Origin of the sequence: Paraburkholderia sp. BR10923 (assembly GCF_040948765.1) — a bacterium.
GTDB classification, from domain to species: domain Bacteria; phylum Pseudomonadota; class Gammaproteobacteria; order Burkholderiales; family Burkholderiaceae; genus Paraburkholderia; species Paraburkholderia youngii.
Genome location: NZ_JBFPKO010000027.1, coordinates 1 through 18,592, shown reverse-complemented (window position 1 = coordinate 18,592; position 18,592 = coordinate 1). Strand labels below are relative to the sequence as shown.

19 protein-coding genes and 1 pseudogene are annotated in these 18,592 nt (G+C 62.0%); 10 read left to right on the top strand and 10 right to left on the bottom strand.

Going from position 1 to position 18,592, the window contains the following annotated elements:
- Window positions 1–18: 18 nt before the first annotated feature.
- The 3 genes from AB3X94_RS34060 to AB3X94_RS34050 all read right to left on the bottom strand — a co-directional run bounded on the left by AB3X94_RS34060 (window position 19) and on the right by AB3X94_RS34050 (window position 2,919).
- Window positions 19–1,011, bottom strand: a complete 993-nt coding sequence (locus tag AB3X94_RS34060; protein ID WP_176111705.1) for a sugar-binding protein — start codon at window positions 1,009–1,011, stop codon at window positions 19–21.
- Between the two features lie 116 nt (window positions 1,012–1,127).
- A complete protein-coding gene (locus tag AB3X94_RS34055) occupies window positions 1,128–2,123 on the bottom strand; it encodes an ABC transporter permease (protein WP_368592231.1) in 996 nt (331 codons plus the stop codon).
- Window positions 2,124–2,178: 55 nt separating this feature from the next.
- Complete coding sequence (locus tag AB3X94_RS34050) at window positions 2,179–2,919, bottom strand: ATP-binding cassette domain-containing protein (protein WP_176111707.1); 741 nt, start codon at window positions 2,917–2,919, stop codon at window positions 2,179–2,181.
- A gap of 310 nt (window positions 2,920–3,229) precedes the next feature.
- Here AB3X94_RS34050 and AB3X94_RS34045 point away from each other — a divergent pair, with 310 nt between their 5' ends.
- Together AB3X94_RS34045 and AB3X94_RS34040 are read left to right on the top strand one after the other, a co-directional pair.
- Window positions 3,230–4,408 (top strand): TIGR03118 family protein, encoded by a 1,179-nt coding sequence (locus tag AB3X94_RS34045; RefSeq protein WP_176111708.1) that lies wholly within the window; start codon window positions 3,230–3,232, stop codon window positions 4,406–4,408.
- Window positions 4,409–4,712: 304 nt separating this feature from the next.
- Entirely contained in the window at window positions 4,713–4,991 is a 279-nt protein-coding gene (locus tag AB3X94_RS34040) for a hypothetical protein (RefSeq protein ID WP_176111709.1), read from the top strand.
- A 114-nt stretch (window positions 4,992–5,105) separates the two neighbouring features.
- Here the strand turns inward: AB3X94_RS34040 and AB3X94_RS34035 are convergent, their stop codons facing one another.
- Both AB3X94_RS34035 and AB3X94_RS34030 read right to left on the bottom strand, forming a co-directional pair.
- Window positions 5,106–5,750, bottom strand: coding sequence for a transcriptional regulator (locus AB3X94_RS34035; protein WP_008923557.1), 645 nt, complete (start codon window positions 5,748–5,750; stop codon window positions 5,106–5,108).
- 200 nt (window positions 5,751–5,950) lie between these two features.
- On the bottom strand, window positions 5,951–6,922 hold the full coding sequence (locus AB3X94_RS34030) for an ornithine cyclodeaminase family protein (protein WP_368613789.1): 972 nt from the start codon (window positions 6,920–6,922) through the stop codon (window positions 5,951–5,953).
- 237 nt (window positions 6,923–7,159) lie between these two features.
- On the opposite strand from AB3X94_RS34030, the gene AB3X94_RS34025 reads away from it, so the two are divergent.
- Together AB3X94_RS34025 and AB3X94_RS34020 are read left to right on the top strand one after the other, a co-directional pair.
- The gene (locus AB3X94_RS34025) at window positions 7,160–7,948 is read left to right on the top strand and encodes an ABC transporter substrate-binding protein (RefSeq protein WP_368613788.1); all 789 of its coding nucleotides are present in this window, start codon (window positions 7,160–7,162) and stop codon (window positions 7,946–7,948) included.
- Window positions 7,949–8,045: 97 nt separating this feature from the next.
- Window positions 8,046–9,290, top strand: coding sequence for an NAD(P)/FAD-dependent oxidoreductase (locus AB3X94_RS34020; protein ID WP_368613787.1), 1,245 nt, complete (start codon window positions 8,046–8,048; stop codon window positions 9,288–9,290).
- A gap of 273 nt (window positions 9,291–9,563) precedes the next feature.
- Here the strand turns inward: AB3X94_RS34020 and AB3X94_RS34015 are convergent.
- Window positions 9,564–9,695, bottom strand: a pseudogene (locus AB3X94_RS34015) (LysR family transcriptional regulator); the annotation flags it as partial.
- Between the two features lie 167 nt (window positions 9,696–9,862).
- A complete protein-coding gene (locus AB3X94_RS34010) occupies window positions 9,863–11,143 on the bottom strand; it encodes an MFS transporter (protein WP_368613786.1) in 1,281 nt (426 codons plus the stop codon).
- A gap of 95 nt (window positions 11,144–11,238) precedes the next feature.
- On the opposite strand from AB3X94_RS34010, the gene AB3X94_RS34005 reads away from it, so the two are divergent.
- Both AB3X94_RS34005 and AB3X94_RS34000 read left to right on the top strand, forming a co-directional pair.
- On the top strand, window positions 11,239–12,231 hold the full coding sequence (locus AB3X94_RS34005; RefSeq protein WP_176111714.1) for a LysR family transcriptional regulator: 993 nt from the start codon (window positions 11,239–11,241) through the stop codon (window positions 12,229–12,231).
- Window positions 12,232–12,274: 43 nt separating this feature from the next.
- Complete coding sequence (locus AB3X94_RS34000; RefSeq protein ID WP_368613785.1) at window positions 12,275–12,475, top strand: DUF2905 domain-containing protein; 201 nt, start codon at window positions 12,275–12,277, stop codon at window positions 12,473–12,475.
- 11 nt (window positions 12,476–12,486) lie between these two features.
- On the opposite strand, the gene AB3X94_RS33995 is transcribed toward AB3X94_RS34000, so the two are convergent.
- Both AB3X94_RS33995 and AB3X94_RS33990 read right to left on the bottom strand, forming a co-directional pair.
- A complete protein-coding gene (locus AB3X94_RS33995) occupies window positions 12,487–13,614 on the bottom strand; it encodes an aldo/keto reductase (RefSeq protein WP_176111716.1) in 1,128 nt (375 codons plus the stop codon).
- Between the two features lie 79 nt (window positions 13,615–13,693).
- A complete protein-coding gene (locus tag AB3X94_RS33990) occupies window positions 13,694–14,620 on the bottom strand; it encodes a LysR family transcriptional regulator (protein ID WP_176111717.1) in 927 nt (308 codons plus the stop codon).
- Between the two features lie 106 nt (window positions 14,621–14,726).
- Between AB3X94_RS33990 and AB3X94_RS33985 the strand changes: the two genes are divergently transcribed.
- From AB3X94_RS33985 to AB3X94_RS33970, 4 genes are read left to right on the top strand one after another with little or no spacing between them, the layout of a single operon-like run.
- Window positions 14,727–15,461: an SDR family NAD(P)-dependent oxidoreductase gene (locus AB3X94_RS33985; RefSeq protein WP_368613784.1), complete on the top strand. Its 735-nt coding sequence runs from the start codon at window positions 14,727–14,729 to the stop codon at window positions 15,459–15,461.
- A 13-nt stretch (window positions 15,462–15,474) separates the two neighbouring features.
- Window positions 15,475–16,242, top strand: coding sequence for an SDR family NAD(P)-dependent oxidoreductase (locus AB3X94_RS33980; protein WP_368613836.1), 768 nt, complete (start codon window positions 15,475–15,477; stop codon window positions 16,240–16,242).
- Between the two features lie 27 nt (window positions 16,243–16,269).
- Window positions 16,270–16,866 (top strand): NADPH-dependent F420 reductase, encoded by a 597-nt coding sequence (locus tag AB3X94_RS33975; protein ID WP_368613783.1) that lies wholly within the window; start codon window positions 16,270–16,272, stop codon window positions 16,864–16,866.
- A gap of 10 nt (window positions 16,867–16,876) precedes the next feature.
- Window positions 16,877–17,320: a LysE family translocator gene (locus tag AB3X94_RS33970; protein WP_368613835.1), complete on the top strand. Its 444-nt coding sequence runs from the start codon at window positions 16,877–16,879 to the stop codon at window positions 17,318–17,320.
- Between the two features lie 132 nt (window positions 17,321–17,452).
- Here AB3X94_RS33970 and AB3X94_RS33965 read toward each other — a convergent pair.
- The coding region (locus AB3X94_RS33965; protein ID WP_368613782.1) for an MmgE/PrpD family protein at window positions 17,453–18,592 on the bottom strand (1,140 nt) is incomplete at its 5' end.

Here is an 18,592-nt window from a genome sequence, read left to right as displayed (position 1 = left end):
CGCCGTGGTCACCGGCTTTCAATGCTTCAGGCAAGTGTCGGCGTTCTTCCACGTGCAGACGTCGAGTCCCGTGTGAATGACCGGAGGCACGGACTTCCCTTCCGCGAGGTCACGCATGACCATCGCGGCGCGGTAGCCCATTTCCTCGGGCCGCTGGCCGACGAGCACATTCACCTTGCGGTCCTTGAGCGCCTGCAGTTCGGGCCCGAGCGTGTCAGCCGAGACGATCACGAATTTGCCGTTTTTGATCTTGTCCATGATCGGGGCGACGACCTGCGAAAAGGCCTGCGGAGCGAAGAGCGGCCAGCCGCCCGCCAGCAGAAAGGCGTCGAGGCCCGTGGGGTTGGCGGTCAGCGTGTCCTGCATCATCTGGTTCGCCTTCGCGGCGTCGTCGTTCACGTAGAGCGGACAGCCACTGATCTCATGCCAGCCGTTCTCGCCAGCGAGCTTGGTGACGCCTTTCTTGCCGGATAGCACGTCGCGTGCGCCCTGGGCCCGCTGATTGATGTTCTCCGCTGCCGGATTGCCCATCACGAGGCAGACGTTGCCGCCTTTCGGCATCAGCATCTTCAACTGCTCGCCAAGCTTGGCGCCCAGCTCGTAGTTGTCGGTGCCGACATAGCTCTTGCGCAGTGACGCATCCTTCGGCAGCAGATCGGCATCCGCGGTGATGACCGGGACCGATCCGCCGCGGCGGCGCAGCACCTCCGCCACGGCCGGCGCGTTCGCGGGCGAGATCGCCATGCTCGCGACGCCCTTGGTCAGCAGGTCGTCGATGATCTGCACCTGCGCGCTCTCGTCGGCCGCGGTCGCGGGACCGGTGTAATAACAGTTGTAGCCTTGCTTGTTGAGTTCCTTGTTCGCCCGTTCGCATCCCTGATGCATAAGGTCGAAGTACGGGTTGTCGAGACCCTTGACGACCAGCGCAAGGGTCTTATCGGCCGCAAAGCCCGGGGACGCCAGCATCGCGAGTCCTCCAGCCGCAGCAAGACACATCCACAGTTTTTTCATAGCTTCCTCCTGTTGGGCGCCGGCTCTACGGTGCCCATGTCGGCTTACACAGTCTTCGTAACGCGTCCCGCGTCCTGCGCACGGGCTCGAAAGCGGCCGATGCGTCCAGAGACATTTCAATCCCCTTGCCGCTCGCCACCGAGCCGGTTGAAGAGCACTGCGACGACAATGAAGCTGCCGACGACCGTGCCCTGCCAGAACGCGTCGACGCCGAGCAGGATCAGACTGTTGCGGATGACCTCGATGAGCGCCGCGCCGACGATCGTGCCGAAGGCGCTGCCAACCCCGCCGATCAGATTGGTCCCGCCGACCACGGTGGCCGCGATCACGCGCAGCTCGTCGCCCGTGCCGAGGCCTGTCGTGACTGCGCCCAGCCAGCCGACTTCGAGAATCGCCGCGACGCCCGCCATCAGGCCGCAGAGCACGTAGACGCTGCAAACGATGCGGCGTACCGGTACGCCGGTGAGAGTCGCCGCATGACGGTTGCCGCCGATCGCGAACACGTAGCGGCCCCAGCGCGTCCAGCCGAACGCGAACCAGAACAACAGCCCAAGCAGGATCAGGAACCACACCGGATTGGCGACGCCGAGCGTGGCGCCGCCGCCGAGCGCGAGGAGTTTGCTGCCGTCGGGGCCGAAATCGAAAATGGTCCGGCTGCGGGAAATCACGAGTGCGAGGCTGCGGCCGACGCTCAGCATGGCGAGCGTCACGACGAAAGGCTGCATGCCGAGATACGCGATCAGCAAGCCGTTGACGAGGCCGACCAGCCCGGCGGTCAATAGTCCCATGCCGATGCCGGCCCAGATCGGGTAGCCCGCGTTCATGACGACCGAGAGCACGATACCGCTGATGCCGATGGTCGAGCCAACCGAAATGTCGATGCCGCCCGTGACGATCACCGCCATCATTCCCAGCGCCACGATGGCGACGAAGGCGAAGTTTCGCGTAACGTTGAAAAGATTCTCGGAGGTCGCGAAGGTCGAGGTCGCAATCGATAGGGCGATACAGGCAACGATCGTTGCCAGAACGACCCAGAACACCTGGCTTGCGAGTAGTCCCGACCAGCGAGTATGCGTCCTCGCGGACTGTGGATCATCGAGCAATGGCGGCATTGTGGGGGGCCTTCGCGACGCGTCGTTCAATGTGGGGCTCCGATGCAAGGCAGTTTCAGGCAGCGGCGATGGCGCCGGTGATGAGACCAGTCACCTCTTCCGGGGAGGACGTTTCGGTCTTCTTGTCCGCGACCTTGCGCCCGCGCCGCATGACAACCACCCGGTGGGCGACGGCGAATACGTCAGGCATGCGGTGGCTGATGAGGATGACGGCGATACCGTGTTCGGACAGGCGTTTGATGAGATCAAGCACCTCGGCGACCTGGCGGACGCTGATCGCGGCGGTCGGCTCGTCCATGAGGACGAGCCTCGCTTCGGAGAGGCGCGTGCGGGCGATGGCCACCGCTTGCCGCTGCCCTCCCGACATTTGCCTGACGAGGTCGCGCGGGCGCGTCTCGGACTTCAGTTGCTTGAACAGATCACCCGCACGCCGATACATGGTCGCGTGATCGAGCACGCGGATAGGTCCGAACCCGATCCGCAGTTCGCGGCCAAGGAAGACGTTGGCGGCTGCCGTTAGATTGTCGCAAAGCGCGAGGTCCTGATAGACGACCTCGATGCCGCGCGTGCGGGCGTCGATCGGTTTGTTGAAATGCACGGGATTTCCATCGATGAGAATGTCACCGTGCGAAGGCGGAAAGTTGCCGGCGACCACCTTCACCAATGTCGATTTCCCGGCCCCGTTATCGCCCATGAGCCCGACCACCTCGCCTGGCTCCAGGCTGAGCGTCACGTCGATCAGGGCCTGAATGGCGCCGAAATGTCTGGAAACGCCTCTGAGCTCGAGAAGACTCATAGACTGTCGCGTTCGCTGGGTGGAGGCGCCCACTGCATTGGCTGGGCGGCCAGTAGACGTACGAGGTAGGTAGATGTTTTTTAGTGCACGATGCGGCTTTTAGCAAGGCACTTTAGCCACCTGCCGAACTCGCTCATCTGCCGTGCCCCCTTCACTTCATCACTATGCAGATAGATCGACGTCGTCGACTCTGAAGCAACCGGTCGTGGCAAGTCGTGGCTTCGGAATTCTTCTTGTAGAGCGGGAATATTCGAAGTCCTGCGGTCGTTTAGCTTGCGGCGATGTCTCGCCAGTGCCGAGGAGGGTAGCTATGTCTCTGATCTCGCGTGGTCTCAAGGCGGCTGTGATTGTGCTCGCCGCCGGTTTCACAATCGGGCATGCCGCTGCTGATGATGCCTATGTCGTCAAACCGCTCGTGTCCAACGTGGCAGGCGCTGCCCCGAAGGTCGACGGTGTTTTGCAGAACGCCTGGGGTATTGCCTTTAGTCCGGCAGGAAGTCCATTCTGGATCAACGACAATGCCACCGGCTGCTCCACGCTGTATGACGGCGAGGGGACCAAGGTGACGACGCTGCAGGTCGCCATTCCGCTGCCAGGCAACGTGATACCGGCTGGCGCTTGTCATCCCGTCCTTCCGAAGTCTCCACCGAATCCCACGCCCGCGGCGCCAACCGGGATTGTATGGAATCCTTCGTCTGCGTTTCTCGTGCCAGGTACCAAGATCCCGGCCATATTCATCTTCGCAACTGAAGATGGCACGATTTCCGCTTGGGCCGGTGGGTTGAATCCGGCGAACAACGCCGTGATCGCGGTCGATAACTCGTCCAATCCCTCCGCCGCCAGCGGGGCTGTCTACAAGGCGCTCGTCTTCGGAGTGAATGCGCAAGGCGGATTCCTGTTTGCGACGAACTTCCGTTCGGGTCGGATCGATGTATTTGGGCCGAACGGTTCAGACGGCCTGTTCACGCCTGCGACGACCGACGGCGGCTTCGTCGACCCGAACATCCCAGCCGGCTATGCGCCGTTTGGCATTGCGAACATCGATGGGGATCTTTTCGTCACCTACGCAAAGCAGAACAAAGAGAAGCACGACGACGATGCAGGACGCGGTCGTGGATTCGTCGATGTATTCGATACCGACGGCCACCTGCTGCGTCGCTTTGCAAGCCGAGGGACGCTCGACTCGCCGTGGGGTATCACGCGCGCATCGTTTGCGTTCGGCCGCTTCAGCGGCAAGATTCTCATTGGCAACTTCGGCGATGGTCGAATCAATGTCTTCGACAATGACGGCGGGTTCGTCGATCAGTTGGAGAATGAGTTCGGCAATCCACTGGCAATCGACGGGCTGTGGACTCTGACACTCGGTGGCGGCCGCAATTCGAGCCCGGACACGCTGTACTTCTCGGCCGGTCCTAACAAGGAGACAAATGGACTTTTCGGGATCATCGCTCCGGCAAGCGGCTCCAGGGAGCGAGTCGCGGACCATTGACGAAGTTCGGGACGAAGGACCTTGCCTCAGCCGGTCGCGGAACTCGCCAGACGTGACCGGCTGCCTCCGGACTGAGCTTTACTCACGGGTCTGGTTATCCACTGGATCGAATGGACTAAACTTCAGTCGTTGCGTCGATGCAGAGGCAGCGGATAGCCGATCAAAGACCAGGACAGCGGCACCGGATACGCAAAACGCGCCACCTGTTAGGCAAAACATGCCATCGGCTGACGGCGCCATCATGCCGACGGCTGTGAATAGTGGCGGTGAGTACTGAAAGAACGGGGTATGGCAGGTTTGCATCATGAAGGGGAAGGTTCTGTTTGCCGTGCTGCTGCTTGGCGCGATTGATTGCGCTGCGGAGCCAGGTTATTACAACACGTGCGCTGCGTATCCGGCTTATCCGTGTGAGTTCTATGCCGGGTGCCCGTCTCGCGGCCAGCCATGTGTATTCCTTGGCGGCGATTTCCGCCGCTTCCACGACTTTGACCATGGCGACGGCTTTCACCATGGGTTCCACGGTCGCAGTACTCAGTTCGAGCAGGGCGGGGGCCACAGCGGCGGTCACGGCGCACGCAACTAGGCACCGGCACAGCAGTCTATCGACGAAAATTCACACGAGCAGAGTGATGCACGCGCTGTCGCAACTGGGCATAGCCCTTGCCATCGTGTGCATGTCGGTGTTGTTTGTCCCGTATCAGGTCGCCGTGCCTCGCAAATCTCTAATGTGCTGATAGACGGTGGCACGTCCCATCCCCAACACATTCGCGACGTAGTTGGCAGCGCTTTTCCCCTTGAACGCCCCTTCGGCCCACAGCGCTTCGACGATCTCGCGACGATGGTCGCGAGTCAGCGAATTCAGGGCCAACTGACGTTCCTGGAGCCATGTGTGAAGGAACGTGTTGATGCGTTCCTGCCAGTCGTCCTTGAACAGCTCTTCGGGCTGCTTCACGACGCCGGCGCCGGAGATCACACGATCGATCACATGTTTGATGTCTTCGAAGACGGCGATGTTGTAGTTCACACACATCACGCCGACAGCGCTACCGGCATCGTCGAACAACACCGTGCTGACGCACCGCATCCGCCTCCCATCCCAATTGATTTTTTCATACGGCCCGACCGTACCGGACTCCGCGGAATGGTCGATCTCTTCCAACGCGGAGTCGTCGCCGAGTTCGCGTTTCGACAGATTATTGGCGATGTAGGCGATCGTTTGACTCTGCAGGTCATGAATGACGATTTCGACGTACGGGAAAAACAACAGCGCAATGCCATCGGCGACACGGCTGTAGCGATCCAGAAGTAGCCGACGTGCGGCCGTTGTCTTGGGCTTTCGCATAGGGATAGATGCTTGCAGCTTTCTGAAAGTCCACTTGGGTGGGCGACGGTATGGAAGGTCCGAAAATGTTCGGCATTTTGCCACGAGCGATGCGGTACTTCTGCTCGATGGCACGACGACCAGCATGTCGGCGAACGGCCTTTGCCATTGTTCCGGCGGCATGGTGCGATCTGGCGCGTCGGCAAGATCGTGGCGATTACTTACATGCCCGCTCGAGCAGTCAGATATTTGAACAGTTCATAGGCAATCGCGACGTCTTCAAGACCCAGCCCGATCGAGCGGAAAAACGCATGCTTTCGATAGGACGGTTTGGTCGCTTCGCCGCACATGAGTTCGGCGAGATCGCCCAGCACGGCTTCGGGACGCCAGCCATGGTGTTGCGAAGCCAGCTTCATCTCGCCCGCGCTGGCCGGGGTGGTGCGACGGTAGTCGCAATAGACGTCCATGTCGGCGAGCCATGCGGGCGGAATCTCATGAGCGTTCGCCACGTTGGTGCTGATAGACGTGATGAGCGCTGGCTTGCCAAGCATATTTTCGTGCAGCACCGGGGTGCCGGACGAGGTACACAGCGCAACGACGTCGGCGTCGGCGACGCAGTCTTCGATCCTTGCACAGATGGACACTCTTTCATCGAGCGCCGCGAGCTGCGCACGTTTTTCGGTGTCGTTCGCAAGCCCGGGCGAAAACACCCGGATCGATTGCCACGGCCGTGTCGACGCCAGATGGCGCACATGAGCCCGTCCGACCGCCCCTGCGCCGACAATCGCGAGCTGGCGCGCATGATCGGCGGCGAGTTGCTGTACCGCGAGTGCGGTCGCTCCGGCGGTGCGCTCGATCGTCAGCAAGCCTGAATCGCACCACATCAGCGGTTGCCCCGTTTCCATCGACATCAATGCCGTCCACGCGGTAATGATCGGTTTCGCCTGCGTGACGATGTACGGCGACAGCTTCGCGCCGAACACCTTCGCGTCCGCCATCACGCCCAGATATGTGATGAAGTCGCCAGCGTTCTGCGGGAAAAGAGTCAGCGTCTGCGGAGGTTGCACTGCCATGTGGCTTCCCAGCGCGCGAAACATCTGTGCCAGCACGCTGCGCACGTCGAGGCGAGGTAGCGCCTCGCGAACGGTTTGCTGGTCGACGATCAGGGGCATTGTGTTTTCTGACTGGATCATTGAACTGCGCTCCACAACGGTGCCGGTGCTCGGCGGTGAGGTGATTCTAAGTCAAACTGTCCAGTCTGGACATTTATTTTGAAAATTGCTTGCTTTTATATTTGTCCAGAATAGACTGTCAATCCAGAGCGGGTGTGAGGCCGGCGCGTCAGCTGCCTCATGCGATGTCTCGGAGCGGGTCGGTCAACCGTCGCGCATGCCCTCAATCGTCGTCGCCCAAACACCAGGGGACCTCTTATGTTTCGGAAGCTTCAACTTTCACTTATCGTCGCCGCTGCGTTGGTGGGCTCGTTTGGGACCGTCGGCGTGCAGGCTCAGGACACCTTGCGCTTCGGCATCGAGGCAGCCTACCCGCCGTTCGAAAGCAAGTCGCCGAGCGGGCAATTGCAGGGCTTCGACGTCGACGTCGGCAATGCGGTCTGTACGAAGCTGGGCGTGAAGTGCGTATGGGTCGAGAATGCGTTCGATGGACTGATTCCCGCGTTGGAAGCCCGCAAATTCGACGTGATCAATTCCGCGATGAACATCACGGACAAGCGCAAGCAATCGATTGAATTCACGAAGCCGATCTATATCGTGCCGATCGTGATGGTGGCCCGACGAGGCTCCGGCCTGTTGCCCGACGTGAAAAGTCTGCAGGGCAAACGGGTGGGCGTGTTGCAGGGGTCCTCGCAGGAGGATTTCCTCAAAGCTCACTGGGCGAATGCCGGCGTAACGGTGGTCTCGTACCAGGACCAGGATCAGGTCTACGCCGACCTGCTCGGCGGGCGCCTCGACGCTGCCGTTCAGGAAGCGCAAACTGCGCAGGACGGTTTCCTGGGCAAGCCCGCGGGCCACGAGTATGCGATCGTCGGCAAGCCGCTCAGCGATCCGGCAACGCTCGGCGAGGGCACCGGCTGGGGCTTGCGCAAGGCCGACAAGGCGCTGGTCGCGAAAGTCAATGCCGCGCTCGACGCGCTGAAGAAAGACGGCACGTTGAGCAGTCTTTCGCAGAAGTACTTCAACAACGACATCATCGCGAAGTAACGGGTCCACGAGCCGGCGCCAGAGGCTTCGCGCCGGCCTGCTGCGCAAAATGCGGCAGCCCGGCGTCCAGTCCTGACAAAAAAAGCGAAGCGAGTGTATGGATTTCGATGTGATAGTGCTGGGCGCCGGGATTGTCGGCGTATCGTCCGCGCTGCAGTTGCAGGATCGCGGCCGCCGGGTGGCACTGGTGGACCGGCGCGCTCCAGGCGAAGAGACCAGCTTCGGCAACGCGGGTCTGATTGAAAGCTCGTCGGTCGTTCCGTACGGCTTTCCGCGCGATTTCGGCACGTTGCTGCGCTATGCGAAGAATCGTTCGACCGACCTGTACTGGGACTATCGGGCGTTGCCGCACTTTGCGAGTTGGCTGGCGCGCTTCTGGTGGGAATCGTCGCCCGAGCGATTGATGGCGGCCGCGCGCGACATGTTGCCGTTGATCCAGCAAAGCGTTGCGGAACATGATCGGCTCATCGAGCGCGCGCAACTCGGCCATCTCATTCGCGACAGCGGCTGGATCGACGCCTATCGCACCCCGGCGGAATTTTCGCGGCAGGCGGCGGCCGCCGCAATGACTGCCAGGACCTATGGCTTGCGGGTCGCGGTGCTGGATTCGGCGGCGCTGGCCGCGCGAGAGCCGGGCCTCGCCGACGGCTTTTGTGGCGCGTTGCATTGGCAGGATCCGAAGAGCATCGTCAATCCTGGGGCACTGACTAAAGGTTATGCGGGTCTTTTCGAAGCAGGCGGCGGAACGGTGTTGACCGGCGACGCCACCACGCTGACGGCGCAAGCGGGCGCGTGGACGGTTCAGACATCGTCGGGCCGGATCAGCGCAAAAGAAGTCGTGGTGGCGCTCGGTTCATGGTCTGACCGCGTTTTCGCGCCGCTTGGTTACCGCATTCCTTTGCGCGCGAAGCGCGGTTATCACATGCACTACCGTCCTACCCGCCAGATGCTGTCGATGCCGTTCGTCGACGCGGAGCAGGGTTATGTGGTGGCGCCGATGGAAGGGCGCTTGCGGCTGACCACGGGGGTCGAGATCGCGCGGCGTGACGCCAGGCCGACAGGCATCCAGCTCGAACGCGCGGAGCGAATCGCCAGGGCGAGCTTCGGTCTGGGTGAGCGACTCGACGCGAGTCCGTGGCTCGGCCTGCGTCCTTGCACACCCGACATGCGGCCAGTCATTGGGCGCGCGCCGCGTCATCGCGGGTTGTGGTTTGCATTCGGTCACAACCACCATGGCTTGACGCTGGGGCCCGTCACCGGTCGACTGTTGGCGGAGATGATGACCGGGACACCGACTTTTGCTGATGCGCGTCCGTTTCGCGCTGAACGGTTTCGTAGTTAGCGGCGGGAATGGGCCGGCCCTGAAGATTTGGTTAGGTGGCTGCACCAGGTCCGCCCTTCGGTCGACACAGGACAGTTCGATCTTGAGTTCCGGATATTCCGTCATGAAGCCAGGCAGCGCCGGCACAACGATACTGCGCGCCAGCTCGGTCGGAAGATCCACCCGCAGCGAGCTACGGAGCGCTCTTTGCTTGCTGGCGTCGAACATTGCCCGCAGCTCGTCGAGTTCGGCGAGCAGCGCCATAGCGCGCTCGTGAAACGCCCGACCGTCCTCGGTCAGTCGTACACTGCGCGTGCTCCGATGCAGGAGTCGCGCCCCGACTTCGCATTGCAATTGGGTCACGACAGCGGATGCACGGCTTTTGGAGACCCCGAGGCTCTCGGCCGCATGGGTAAAGCTCGCCATGTCGGCGAACTCGGTCCGCGCAATGCGCAGAGCCTCTTTTCTGTAAGGAGGACTATCGCATCGAGGCCGAGCCGGCCCGCCCGTAGTGCTTGGGGCACGGCCGGCTGCGTGCCTCCGGGCGGCGACGCTTCGCGCCGGGCCACGCGCGCTCAACCGCGTTGCAGGCCTCAGGTTCCCACCCGGTTGGAGCGGCCCGCGACACCATAGGCAAAGGCTGCTCCCGCGAATGCAACGCCCACGCCACAGACACCGCGCCACCCCGCGACAGCCCATCCGGCTCCCGAGAGCGCCGCCCCCAGCGCCCCGCCGACCATGAACGCACCGACGAACAGCCCGTTCAGCCGCCCGCGCGCGGCGGGATTCATGAGATTGACGGCGCGGCGGCCGAGCGTCTGATCGATGACGACGCCTGTGTCGATCGCCGCACCGCCGATGACTAGCGCCGCGATCGCGAGCCGGGGGTGGGCCTGCGGGGCGAACCCCAGTCCGCCCGATCCCGCCACGGCGATGAGCACAAGGGCCGCGATGATCAACAGGTGCGCGAACAGAAGCGCGCTGCGACCGTGCCCGCGGTCGCCCGCCTGGCCGGCGAGCGGCGTGACGACCGCGCCGCTCGCACCCGCGAGCGCGAAAAGCGCGATCCCGTGCATGCTGAATCCGAACGGTGCCTGCGCGAGCCGTAGTCCGACCGACGCCCAGAACGCGCTAAATGCCCCCATTGCCAAAGCGGCCGAGATTGCGCGCCGCTGGAGGATGCGTTCACGCGCGAGAAGCGTCCAGAGCGATCGCAGCAAGGCAGCGTAGCGTGTGATTACCGGTGGCGCGCGGTAGGGCAGGCGCCGCATGAGCACACCCGCGAGCAACGCATTGATCAGCGCGGTCGTGCCGTAGAACGCGCGCCAGCCGGCCCAAGCCGTGATGACACTGGCGAGCGGCCGCGACAGCAGGATACCGATCATCAAGCCGCTCATCACGTTGCCCACGGCGCGGCCGCGCTGGGCCTCGGGCGCCATCGACGCGGCCATCGGCACGAGCATCTGGATCACGGTCGATGTCGCGCCCGCGAGGAATAGCGCGGCAAGGCACACCCACGCCGAACGCGCGAACATCGGCACAGCGAGGAGCAATGCGCAGCAGAACAGCGTCCGCACGATCAGGCGGCGGTTCTCGATCAGATCGACCAACGGAACGAGCAGCACGAGCCCAGTGGCGTAGCCGATCTGCGGCAGCATCGAGACGAGGCCGCCGAGCGCATGGGGCAGACTCAGCGCGGTGGCAATCGGGCCGGTGAGCGGCTGCGCGGCGAACAGGTTGATGATGATGAGACCGACTGCGGTGGCGAAAAAAACCGTCATCGGCGTGGTGAGCTGGCCGGCCTGGCGCTCGTCGGCGCGTTCGGCGTGCGGCTGGCCGACGGTACAGGATGAAAGATCTGCGGGGCGGTCCATGACGACGCTCCGGTTGAAGGACTTATGGTCTATGCTAGAAGTCGCATCGTTATGCGACAATTGAAATGTATTGATAATGATTATGCGAGATTGTTTTGAACACGCGTGATCTTCAGGCGTTCGTGGCCGTCGTCGAGTGTGGCTCGATCGTCGGTGCCGCCGAACGGCTCCATCTAACCCAGCCCGGCCTGACGCGCCGCATCCAGAGCCTCGAAAGCACACTGGCTCTCGCGCTGCTCGACCGTCAGGAGAAGCCGCTCAAGCCGACCGCCGCCGGGCGGGAGGTCTACCTGCTGGCGCGTAACGTGCTCGGCGCCGTCGATGAACTGCTGGCCGTCGCGTCCCCAGACAGCGAGCCGGAAGGCGAACTGCGCATCGGCGTGCCGCCGTTCCTCTCCGACCTCGCGCTCGAACAGCCGCTTGACCGCTTGCGCGGCACCTACGCCAAGCTGACGCTGCGTGTTACGGCGGGCTGGTCACCGCGTCTGCTGCAATCGGTCGAACTGGCGCAGGTAGACGCCGCTGTCGTGTTGATGCCCGGTGATATCGCGCTGCCCGAGGCGTTGGTCAGTACGCGGCTCGCTTTCATGCCGACTGCCGTCGTCGCGGCGCGTTCGCTTGGGCTGCCGAAAACGCCCGTCACCCTGGAATACCTCGCGCAGCATCCATGGGTGCTCAACCAGGACGGCTGCGGCATGCGCTCGGCGCTGTCGCGCGCGCTCGCGCGGGCGGGGTTGCCGTTCAACATCGCCGTCGAGGCGTTCGGCTCCGACTTGCAGCTATCGCTTGTCGCGCGCCAACTCGGAATCGGGATCGTCTCGCCGGAAGTGCTTGCGCGCAGCCCGTTTCGCGACGTGTTGCAGGTGATTGATGTCACGGATTTCGAATCAGGCGTCGAGGTCTGGCTCGTTCACCACCCGCTACCGGGACGGCTCGTGCGGCCGATTGCACTCTTGCGCGATTCGCTGGCCGAGGTGCTGCGTGCCCATGGGATGGCGGCGGCGGATTCCTTTGAGCGCGTCGATGGCGTGGCTATCAGCAGGCAACCCGGGAAGAACGGACGCGGTAGCTGGAGCCATTCTCGATAGGGGACCTCGACGCGATTGGTTTTTTCGTGAGTGACCGAGCACCATGAACCGCTTCCTCGTTCTTTTGGGCGTGCTGTGCCTGCTTGCCGGCCTCGGATGGCGCTGGTTCGTGCGTATCCCGTTCGGCCGGCTGCCTGGCGACATCCATATCGTTCGCGGCGGTATCAATTTCCATTTCCCGATCGTCACGTGCATCGTGATTTCGGTCGTGGTGTCAGTGCTCTGGTGGTTGTCGCGACGGTAGGTGTGTGCTGCTCACTTCCCGGTGGGCTGCGGCGCGGGCACTCGCTGAAAGTCGGCATGATTCGGCGGTTGTGCGGCCACATCGACCTGTCCATGAATGCGTGCCTGATGACCATCCGCGAACATGTAGTACGGGAACGGGTGGGGCGGCTCCGAAGCCGCGTCGAGCCTGGCAATCAACTCGGGCGCCAGCACGAAGTCGAGTGCACCGAGCGATTGTTCGAGCTGCGCGGCCTTCGTCGCGCCGACGACGATGCTCGCAACCCCCCGTTTCTGATACAGCCAGTTCAGGGCGACCTGGGCCATCGGCCGATTCGCAGCGTGCGCGACTGCCTCCAGCTCGGCGACGATCGAAAAGTTGCGCGCAGATAGCTTGTCGAATCCGGGCGGCGGCGCGGTACCTAGCGTCTGCAGGCGACCACTGCCCGTTACAGCGGCCTGGTTTTGGGCGTCTTGCGACGGACGGTATTTGCCCGACAGCACGCCCATGCCAAGCGGGCTCCACGCCACGAGCCCCATGCCGAGGTGTGTAGCAAGGTCCGCGAACTCGTGTTCCGCGTTGCGTTCTATCATCGAGTATTCCAACTGCATTGCAGCGACCGGTTCGAAACCGCGCCAGTCCGCGAGCGTCTGCGCCCGACCCGCATACCACGCTGGCACGTCAGAGAGGCCGACGTAACGGATCTTGCCAGCGCTGACGGCGTCGTCCATCGCGCGCATCACTTCGTCGGCGGGCGTCATGCGGTCCCACGTGTGCAGGTAATAGAGATCGATGTAGTCTGTGCCGAGCCGCCTGAGCGAGCCTTCGAGCGCCCGAAGCAGGTTCTTCCGGTGGTTGCCGCCTGCGTTCGGGTTGCCGGGCTGCGCGTTGTACGAGTACTTCGTCGCGATCACGAGCCGCTCGCGCATCGCGCGCGCCGCTGTGAAGCGGCCGACCCATTGCTCGCTCGTGCCTTCCGTGTAAAGGTCAGCCGTGTCAATGAAGTTGCCGCCTGCGTCGACGTATAGATCGAAGAGCCGCTGCGCCGTTGCTTCGTCGGCGCCCCAGCCCCATTCGGTGCCAAACGTCATCGTGCCGAGCGACATCGGGCTCACGCGCAGGCCGGAACGACCGAGCAGGGTATAGCGATCGAGAGACATGATTGTTTCCTCCGGGGCCAGGTAAGCGACGCATTATTGTGCGCGCGTTTCTTGTGTCGCTGTCGACAGCGGCCGCGCGTTACGCTGGCCTCGGTCTTCCCACCGTTTGCGAAGGATCACGATTGCCGAGAAGTTCGACCAGCCGTGCCTCGCATTCGGAAAACGAGTAGCCGCGCCGCTGCGAGATCATGAACGTGAGGGGGCGCATGTGCCATGCGCGCCGTTGGAGTTCGACAAGTGTCCCCTTCAAGAGGTCTTCCTCGACCAGATGGCGCGGCATGTGCCCCCAGCACAAGCTTCCTCTGAGCAGATCGTGCTTCGCGCCGAGGTCATTCACCCGCCACTGGCGTTCACTGGCGACCCCCTGTTGTGTCTTTTCCGCATCGGGCTGATTGTCGGTTACGACGAGCTGGATGTGCCGGCCAAATTCCTCCCGCGGGATTGGCCCCGCGATTGAGGCCAGCGGATGGGATGGCCCGCAGACGGTCACCATTTGCGCGTCACATAGATGCTGCCTTTCTATGGTGCCGGGGCTCAGCTCCGGCACGTCCGTGATCGTCACCGCCAACGCGCACATGCCTTCGCGAACCAAACGCTCGCCGTCCTGCATGGTCGTCATGCGCAGATTGATCGCAACCGTTGGAAAGTCCGCCTGCAAGGTGCGCAGGCATTCGATCAGGTGCGCACGTGGAAAGTAGCTATCCACGGCAACCGAGACCTGTGGGACCCCAGCTTCAGCAATGGCAACCGCACGCATCTTCATTTCCTCGGTGCGCGAGATCACACCGCGAGCATCAGGCAGGAGGCTGCGGCCAGCAGCCGTCAGCGTCGCTTTGCGAGTGTTGCGCTCGAACAGCACCACATCGAAGGCGCTTTCGAGAGCGCTGATCGCGTGACTGATCGCCGACTGTGCACGCCTCAGCTCCCGTGCAGCCCCGGAAAAGCTTCCGTGATCACACACGGCGACGAAGGCCCGAAGTTGATTGATCGTGACGTTGTCAAGCATACGTATCTAAAGAATAGATGAGAAACATCCATATTTAGTCAATTGGCTTCATGAATCAAGAGCAGCAGAATCGTGTTTGTCGCTTTCGTTTCGAAGGATGCATGACATGAACAGACTGAATGGAAAGACCGCCGTGATCACCGGCGGCGCTACCGGTATCGGCCGCGCCGCGGCTCAGCGCTTCATCGAGGAGGGCGCGTTCGTTTTCGTCTTCGGCCGCCGGCAGGAAGCGCTCGACGCCGCTGTGGCCGCCCTCGGGCCCAATGCACGCGCGGTGAAGGGCTCGGTCACCGATCTGGCCGACCTCGACCGGCTCTACGCGGCGGTGAAGGCCGAGCGCGGAACCCCGGACATCGTCTTCGCCAATGCGGGGACGGGAAGCCCGCTTCCGCTCGGACAGATCACCGGCCAGCACATTGACGACACCTTCGACACCAATGTGAAGGGGACAATCTTCGCGGTCCAGAAGGCGCTGCCGCTGATGGGCTCAGGCGGTTCGATCATCCTGACCGGATCGAGCGCTGGCACCACAGGAGCCCCGGGGTTCACGGCCTACAGCGCGAGCAAGGCAGCGGTGCGCAACCTTGCCCGGACTTGGGCGGAAGACCTGAAGGGCACTGGCATCCGGATAAACGTGCTGTCGCCCGGGGCGACGGCGACCGAACTAGCGAAGGAGGCGCTAGGCGAAGAGGGCCAGAAGGCCTACGGAGCGATGACGCCGCTCCAGCGTATGGCCGATCCGGTGGAGATCGGGGCGGTCGCCGCCTTTCTTGCGTCGTCGGACAGCAGCTTCATGACCGCCAGCGAGGTCGCCGTTGACGGCGGCTTGGCACAACTCTGAGGAGAAAAATCAGATGACACAACCTCTAAAGGGCAAAACAGCTCTCGTTACCGGGGCATCACGAGGCATTGGCCGCGCGATCGCCGAACGTCTTGCAAAGGATGGTGCGACAGTCGCGCTAACCTACAACGCCAGCAAATCCAGCGCGGACGAGGCGATCGCGGCCATCGAGAAAGCGGAAGGCACCGCGTTCGCGATCCATGCGGATCTCGTTGATCCGGCGAGCGTCCCGGCCTTGTTCGAGAGACTCGACGACGAGTTCATCAAGCGCAACGGAAGCAAGGCCCTCGACATTCTCGTCAACAACGCTGGCAATTCCGGCTGGGTTGGCTTCAAGGACGCGACGCCGGAGAGTTGGGACACCCTGATGGCGGTCTACGCCCGCGCGCCGTTCTTCATCATTCAGGCCGCTCTCGATCGACTCGCCGATGGTGGACGCATCATCAACATTTCTTCCGCAGCCGCCACGAAGCCCGTGACGGCTGCGCCCGTGTACTCGATGGCGAAAGCGGCCATCAACACCCTGACCCATACGCTCGCAATCGAGCTCGGGCCGCGTGGCATCACAGCGAACGCCGTAGCGCCGGGCTTCACGCGAACGGATGCGAACGCCGAATTTCGGGCGAATCCCGAACTCGTCAAGGCGGTCGAGGCCCAAATCGCGCTGGGCCGCTTTGGCGAGCCTTCAGAAATCGCGGCCGTCGTGGCGTTCCTGGCCTCCGATGAAGGCCATTGGGTGACCGGCCAAACGATTGAAGCGAGCGGCGGCTACAAGCTCTGAGCCCGCCGGGAAACGATGGAGAAACATATGAGTTACGCAATCATTGGCTTCGGCAAGATCGGCCACGCACTTGCCAGGGCGTTCGCTCGCAATGGCATCGAAGTATCCGTTGCAACCACGCGCGACCCGGCAAGCTTTGCTTCCGATGCAGCAGCGATCGGACCTACGATCATTCCCAAAACCCTGGCGGAAGCCGTCAAGGCGGACATCATCTTTTTGGCTGTTCGTTTCGAGTCATACCCGCAGGTCGCGAAGGCGCTGCCCAACTGGAAGGGAAAGATCATCGTCGACGTGATGAACACGTTCTCCCCGCCCGAGGAACTCGACGGTCTCCCGTCGTCAGCTTTCGTCGCGAACGCGTTCACCGGAGCCAGGCTGGTGAAAGGCTTCAATCATCTGGCTGCGGCCGTCCTCGGCCAGGATCCGGCCGTGCAGGGCGGCAGGAGAGTCGTGTTCCTCGCGAGCGATGATGACGGCGCCGCAGCGGAAATTGGTGCGCTTGCGGAAAAACTCGGTTTCGCGCCAATCCAACTTGGCGGGCTTTCGGAGGGTGGACTGCTTGTGCACGCGCGCGGAAATAGCTGGGGACGACTGATCTTCAAGGACTTGATCACGTTCGACTGATGACACTGGTCTGGCAGCGCTCCTGCATGCGAGCGCTGTCGCGTTCTCAGCGATCAAATATGCGGGCGTCGCCTACCTGCTTCTCATTGCATGGAAAACACTCGAGGAAAAAGGACCGTTGAAGATCACGTTCGACAGCCCCGCCCGTACCGACCGGGATGTGATCTTGCACGCGATCCTCGTGAATATTCTCAACCCTAAACTCTCGATCTTCTTCTTCGCGTTCCTGCCGCAATTCATCGATCGCGGCGAAAACCAGCCTGCGCTTCGCATGCTGGAACTATCGCTCGTCTTCATGGCGATGACGTTCGTCGTTTTCATGGCATACGGCGTCTTCGCGGCGAGGGTCCGTGATCGCATTCTTTCGCGCCCCGATGTTCTCAAGTGGATGCGCCGGAGCTTTGCAGCCGCGTTCGTCGGAGTCGGGGTCAAGCTAGCCTTGGTGCAGCGGTAGGCCTCCTATCCCGGCACGGCGTGGACGTTCGGATGCCCGGTATTGGCATGTATTCCGTTCGACGATGAGGAAGACGCGATTCCTTAGGGGCGGATTAGTAAATCCGCCCATATAATCCCCGCAGGATCGCGGCTACAAGGCCATAGCTGTGGTCAAGGTGTTGGCCTTTGGCAGGGTCTCCAGTTGTTGAATGTCGGCCATCAACGCTTGGGCTTGCACACTACTCATTCCCGCCTTTTTCGTGCAATCGAGAAATTTTTGACGGAACTCGATGGGCGACATTGGATTCTTGGGTTCGCCTTTGGCAAATGCCACCGTTTTGGTAAACGTCCGGCCATCTTTCAGAGAAACGTCAAGGCGTGTAGCACCAGGTCCGCCGCCCGGACGTGCCAGGCTTTTGTCTTCCATCGTGTTGATGCGTTTGACGATTGCCAGCAGATCAGGGCGCCGGATCGCTGCCGTAGTGAAATGTTCGAAGCCGACCTTATGGTCCACCAACGCGCACGCCACAACCCAAGGATTGCTGAATTGCGCGTCCACGACAGATGTTAGGTTCTGCTTTTTGCCAAGCGGAAAATCGAGAAGCAGATATTCGCCCGGGCCATTGTAGATGGTGATGCTTTCCACATCGGGAGCTTCAATATTGTTCTCTGCAAACATAGTCAGCGCTGCATCGACCGCCGTATGACTACCACGGCACGACGGCCATGGCTTGAACGAGACCTCGGTCGCGGCAAAAGTACTTCCTAGTCCCTCAAAGAGGAAATCGCGCGAATACTTGTTACCGTGAAACTGATAATAAAAGCCACGGCGACCTTCCAGAATATTTTTGGCTCCTTGGACGCCCCGCTGAGATAGACGCGCAGCCATTACGCCGGCATAGGAAGCGAAGCCAGCGCCCATACGCTTCGTCAATGCACCGTCCAGATGTGCTTGGGAATTACCTGAGGCTTGATGAAATGCAATACCCAGTGCGGATACCAACTGATCGCGCGTCAACCCCATCAGCTTACCTGCGACAAAAGTTGAAGCGAAATATCCATAAAGACTAGTGTTGTGCCAGCCCACAATGAACGCATCGACGCCAGGCTGTGCCGAATTGGCCAATCGACAGGCAAGGTCCACGCCCAAAGCCGTAGCCGTAATTAGGGCTACGCTGAACAAGCAGCTGAATTTGCGACGTGTCGGCGATGTAGAGGTGTTCAGGTCGTGAAGCCGACGGTCATCCTTTGGTTTTTGGCCCTTGCGGGCATTGCACGCGGGCGTTTGCCC

What these genes read in the sequence shown, in the direction of transcription:
- AB3X94_RS34045 (WP_176111708.1), top strand. Translation starts at nt 3,230, where the DNA reads ATGTCTCTGATCTCGCGTGGTCTCAAGGCGGCTGTGATTGTGCTCGCC.
- AB3X94_RS33980 (WP_368613836.1), top strand. Translation starts at nt 15,475, where the DNA reads ATGACACAACCTCTAAAGGGCAAAACAGCTCTCGTTACCGGGGCATCA.
- AB3X94_RS34030 (WP_368613789.1), bottom strand. Translation starts at nt 6,922, where the DNA reads ATGATCCAGTCAGAAAACACAATGCCCCTGATCGTCGACCAGCAAACC.
- AB3X94_RS33975 (WP_368613783.1), top strand. Translation starts at nt 16,270, where the DNA reads ATGAGTTACGCAATCATTGGCTTCGGCAAGATCGGCCACGCACTTGCC.
- AB3X94_RS34010 (WP_368613786.1), bottom strand. Translation starts at nt 11,143, where the DNA reads ATGGACCGCCCCGCAGATCTTTCATCCTGTACCGTCGGCCAGCCGCAC.
- AB3X94_RS34035 (WP_008923557.1), bottom strand. Translation starts at nt 5,750, where the DNA reads ATGCGAAAGCCCAAGACAACGGCCGCACGTCGGCTACTTCTGGATCGC.
- AB3X94_RS33985 (WP_368613784.1), top strand. Translation starts at nt 14,727, where the DNA reads ATGAACAGACTGAATGGAAAGACCGCCGTGATCACCGGCGGCGCTACC.
- AB3X94_RS34055 (WP_368592231.1), bottom strand. Translation starts at nt 2,123, where the DNA reads ATGCCGCCATTGCTCGATGATCCACAGTCCGCGAGGACGCATACTCGC.
- AB3X94_RS33995 (WP_176111716.1), bottom strand. Translation starts at nt 13,614, where the DNA reads ATGTCTCTCGATCGCTATACCCTGCTCGGTCGTTCCGGCCTGCGCGTG.
- AB3X94_RS34060 (WP_176111705.1), bottom strand. Translation starts at nt 1,011, where the DNA reads ATGAAAAAACTGTGGATGTGTCTTGCTGCGGCTGGAGGACTCGCGATG.
- AB3X94_RS34000 (WP_368613785.1), top strand. Translation starts at nt 12,275, where the DNA reads ATGAACCGCTTCCTCGTTCTTTTGGGCGTGCTGTGCCTGCTTGCCGGC.
- AB3X94_RS34020 (WP_368613787.1), top strand. Translation starts at nt 8,046, where the DNA reads ATGGATTTCGATGTGATAGTGCTGGGCGCCGGGATTGTCGGCGTATCG.
- AB3X94_RS34050 (WP_176111707.1), bottom strand. Translation starts at nt 2,919, where the DNA reads ATGAGTCTTCTCGAGCTCAGAGGCGTTTCCAGACATTTCGGCGCCATT.
- AB3X94_RS33990 (WP_176111717.1), bottom strand. Translation starts at nt 14,620, where the DNA reads ATGCTTGACAACGTCACGATCAATCAACTTCGGGCCTTCGTCGCCGTG.
- AB3X94_RS34025 (WP_368613788.1), top strand. Translation starts at nt 7,160, where the DNA reads ATGTTTCGGAAGCTTCAACTTTCACTTATCGTCGCCGCTGCGTTGGTG.
- AB3X94_RS34040 (WP_176111709.1), top strand. Translation starts at nt 4,713, where the DNA reads ATGAAGGGGAAGGTTCTGTTTGCCGTGCTGCTGCTTGGCGCGATTGAT.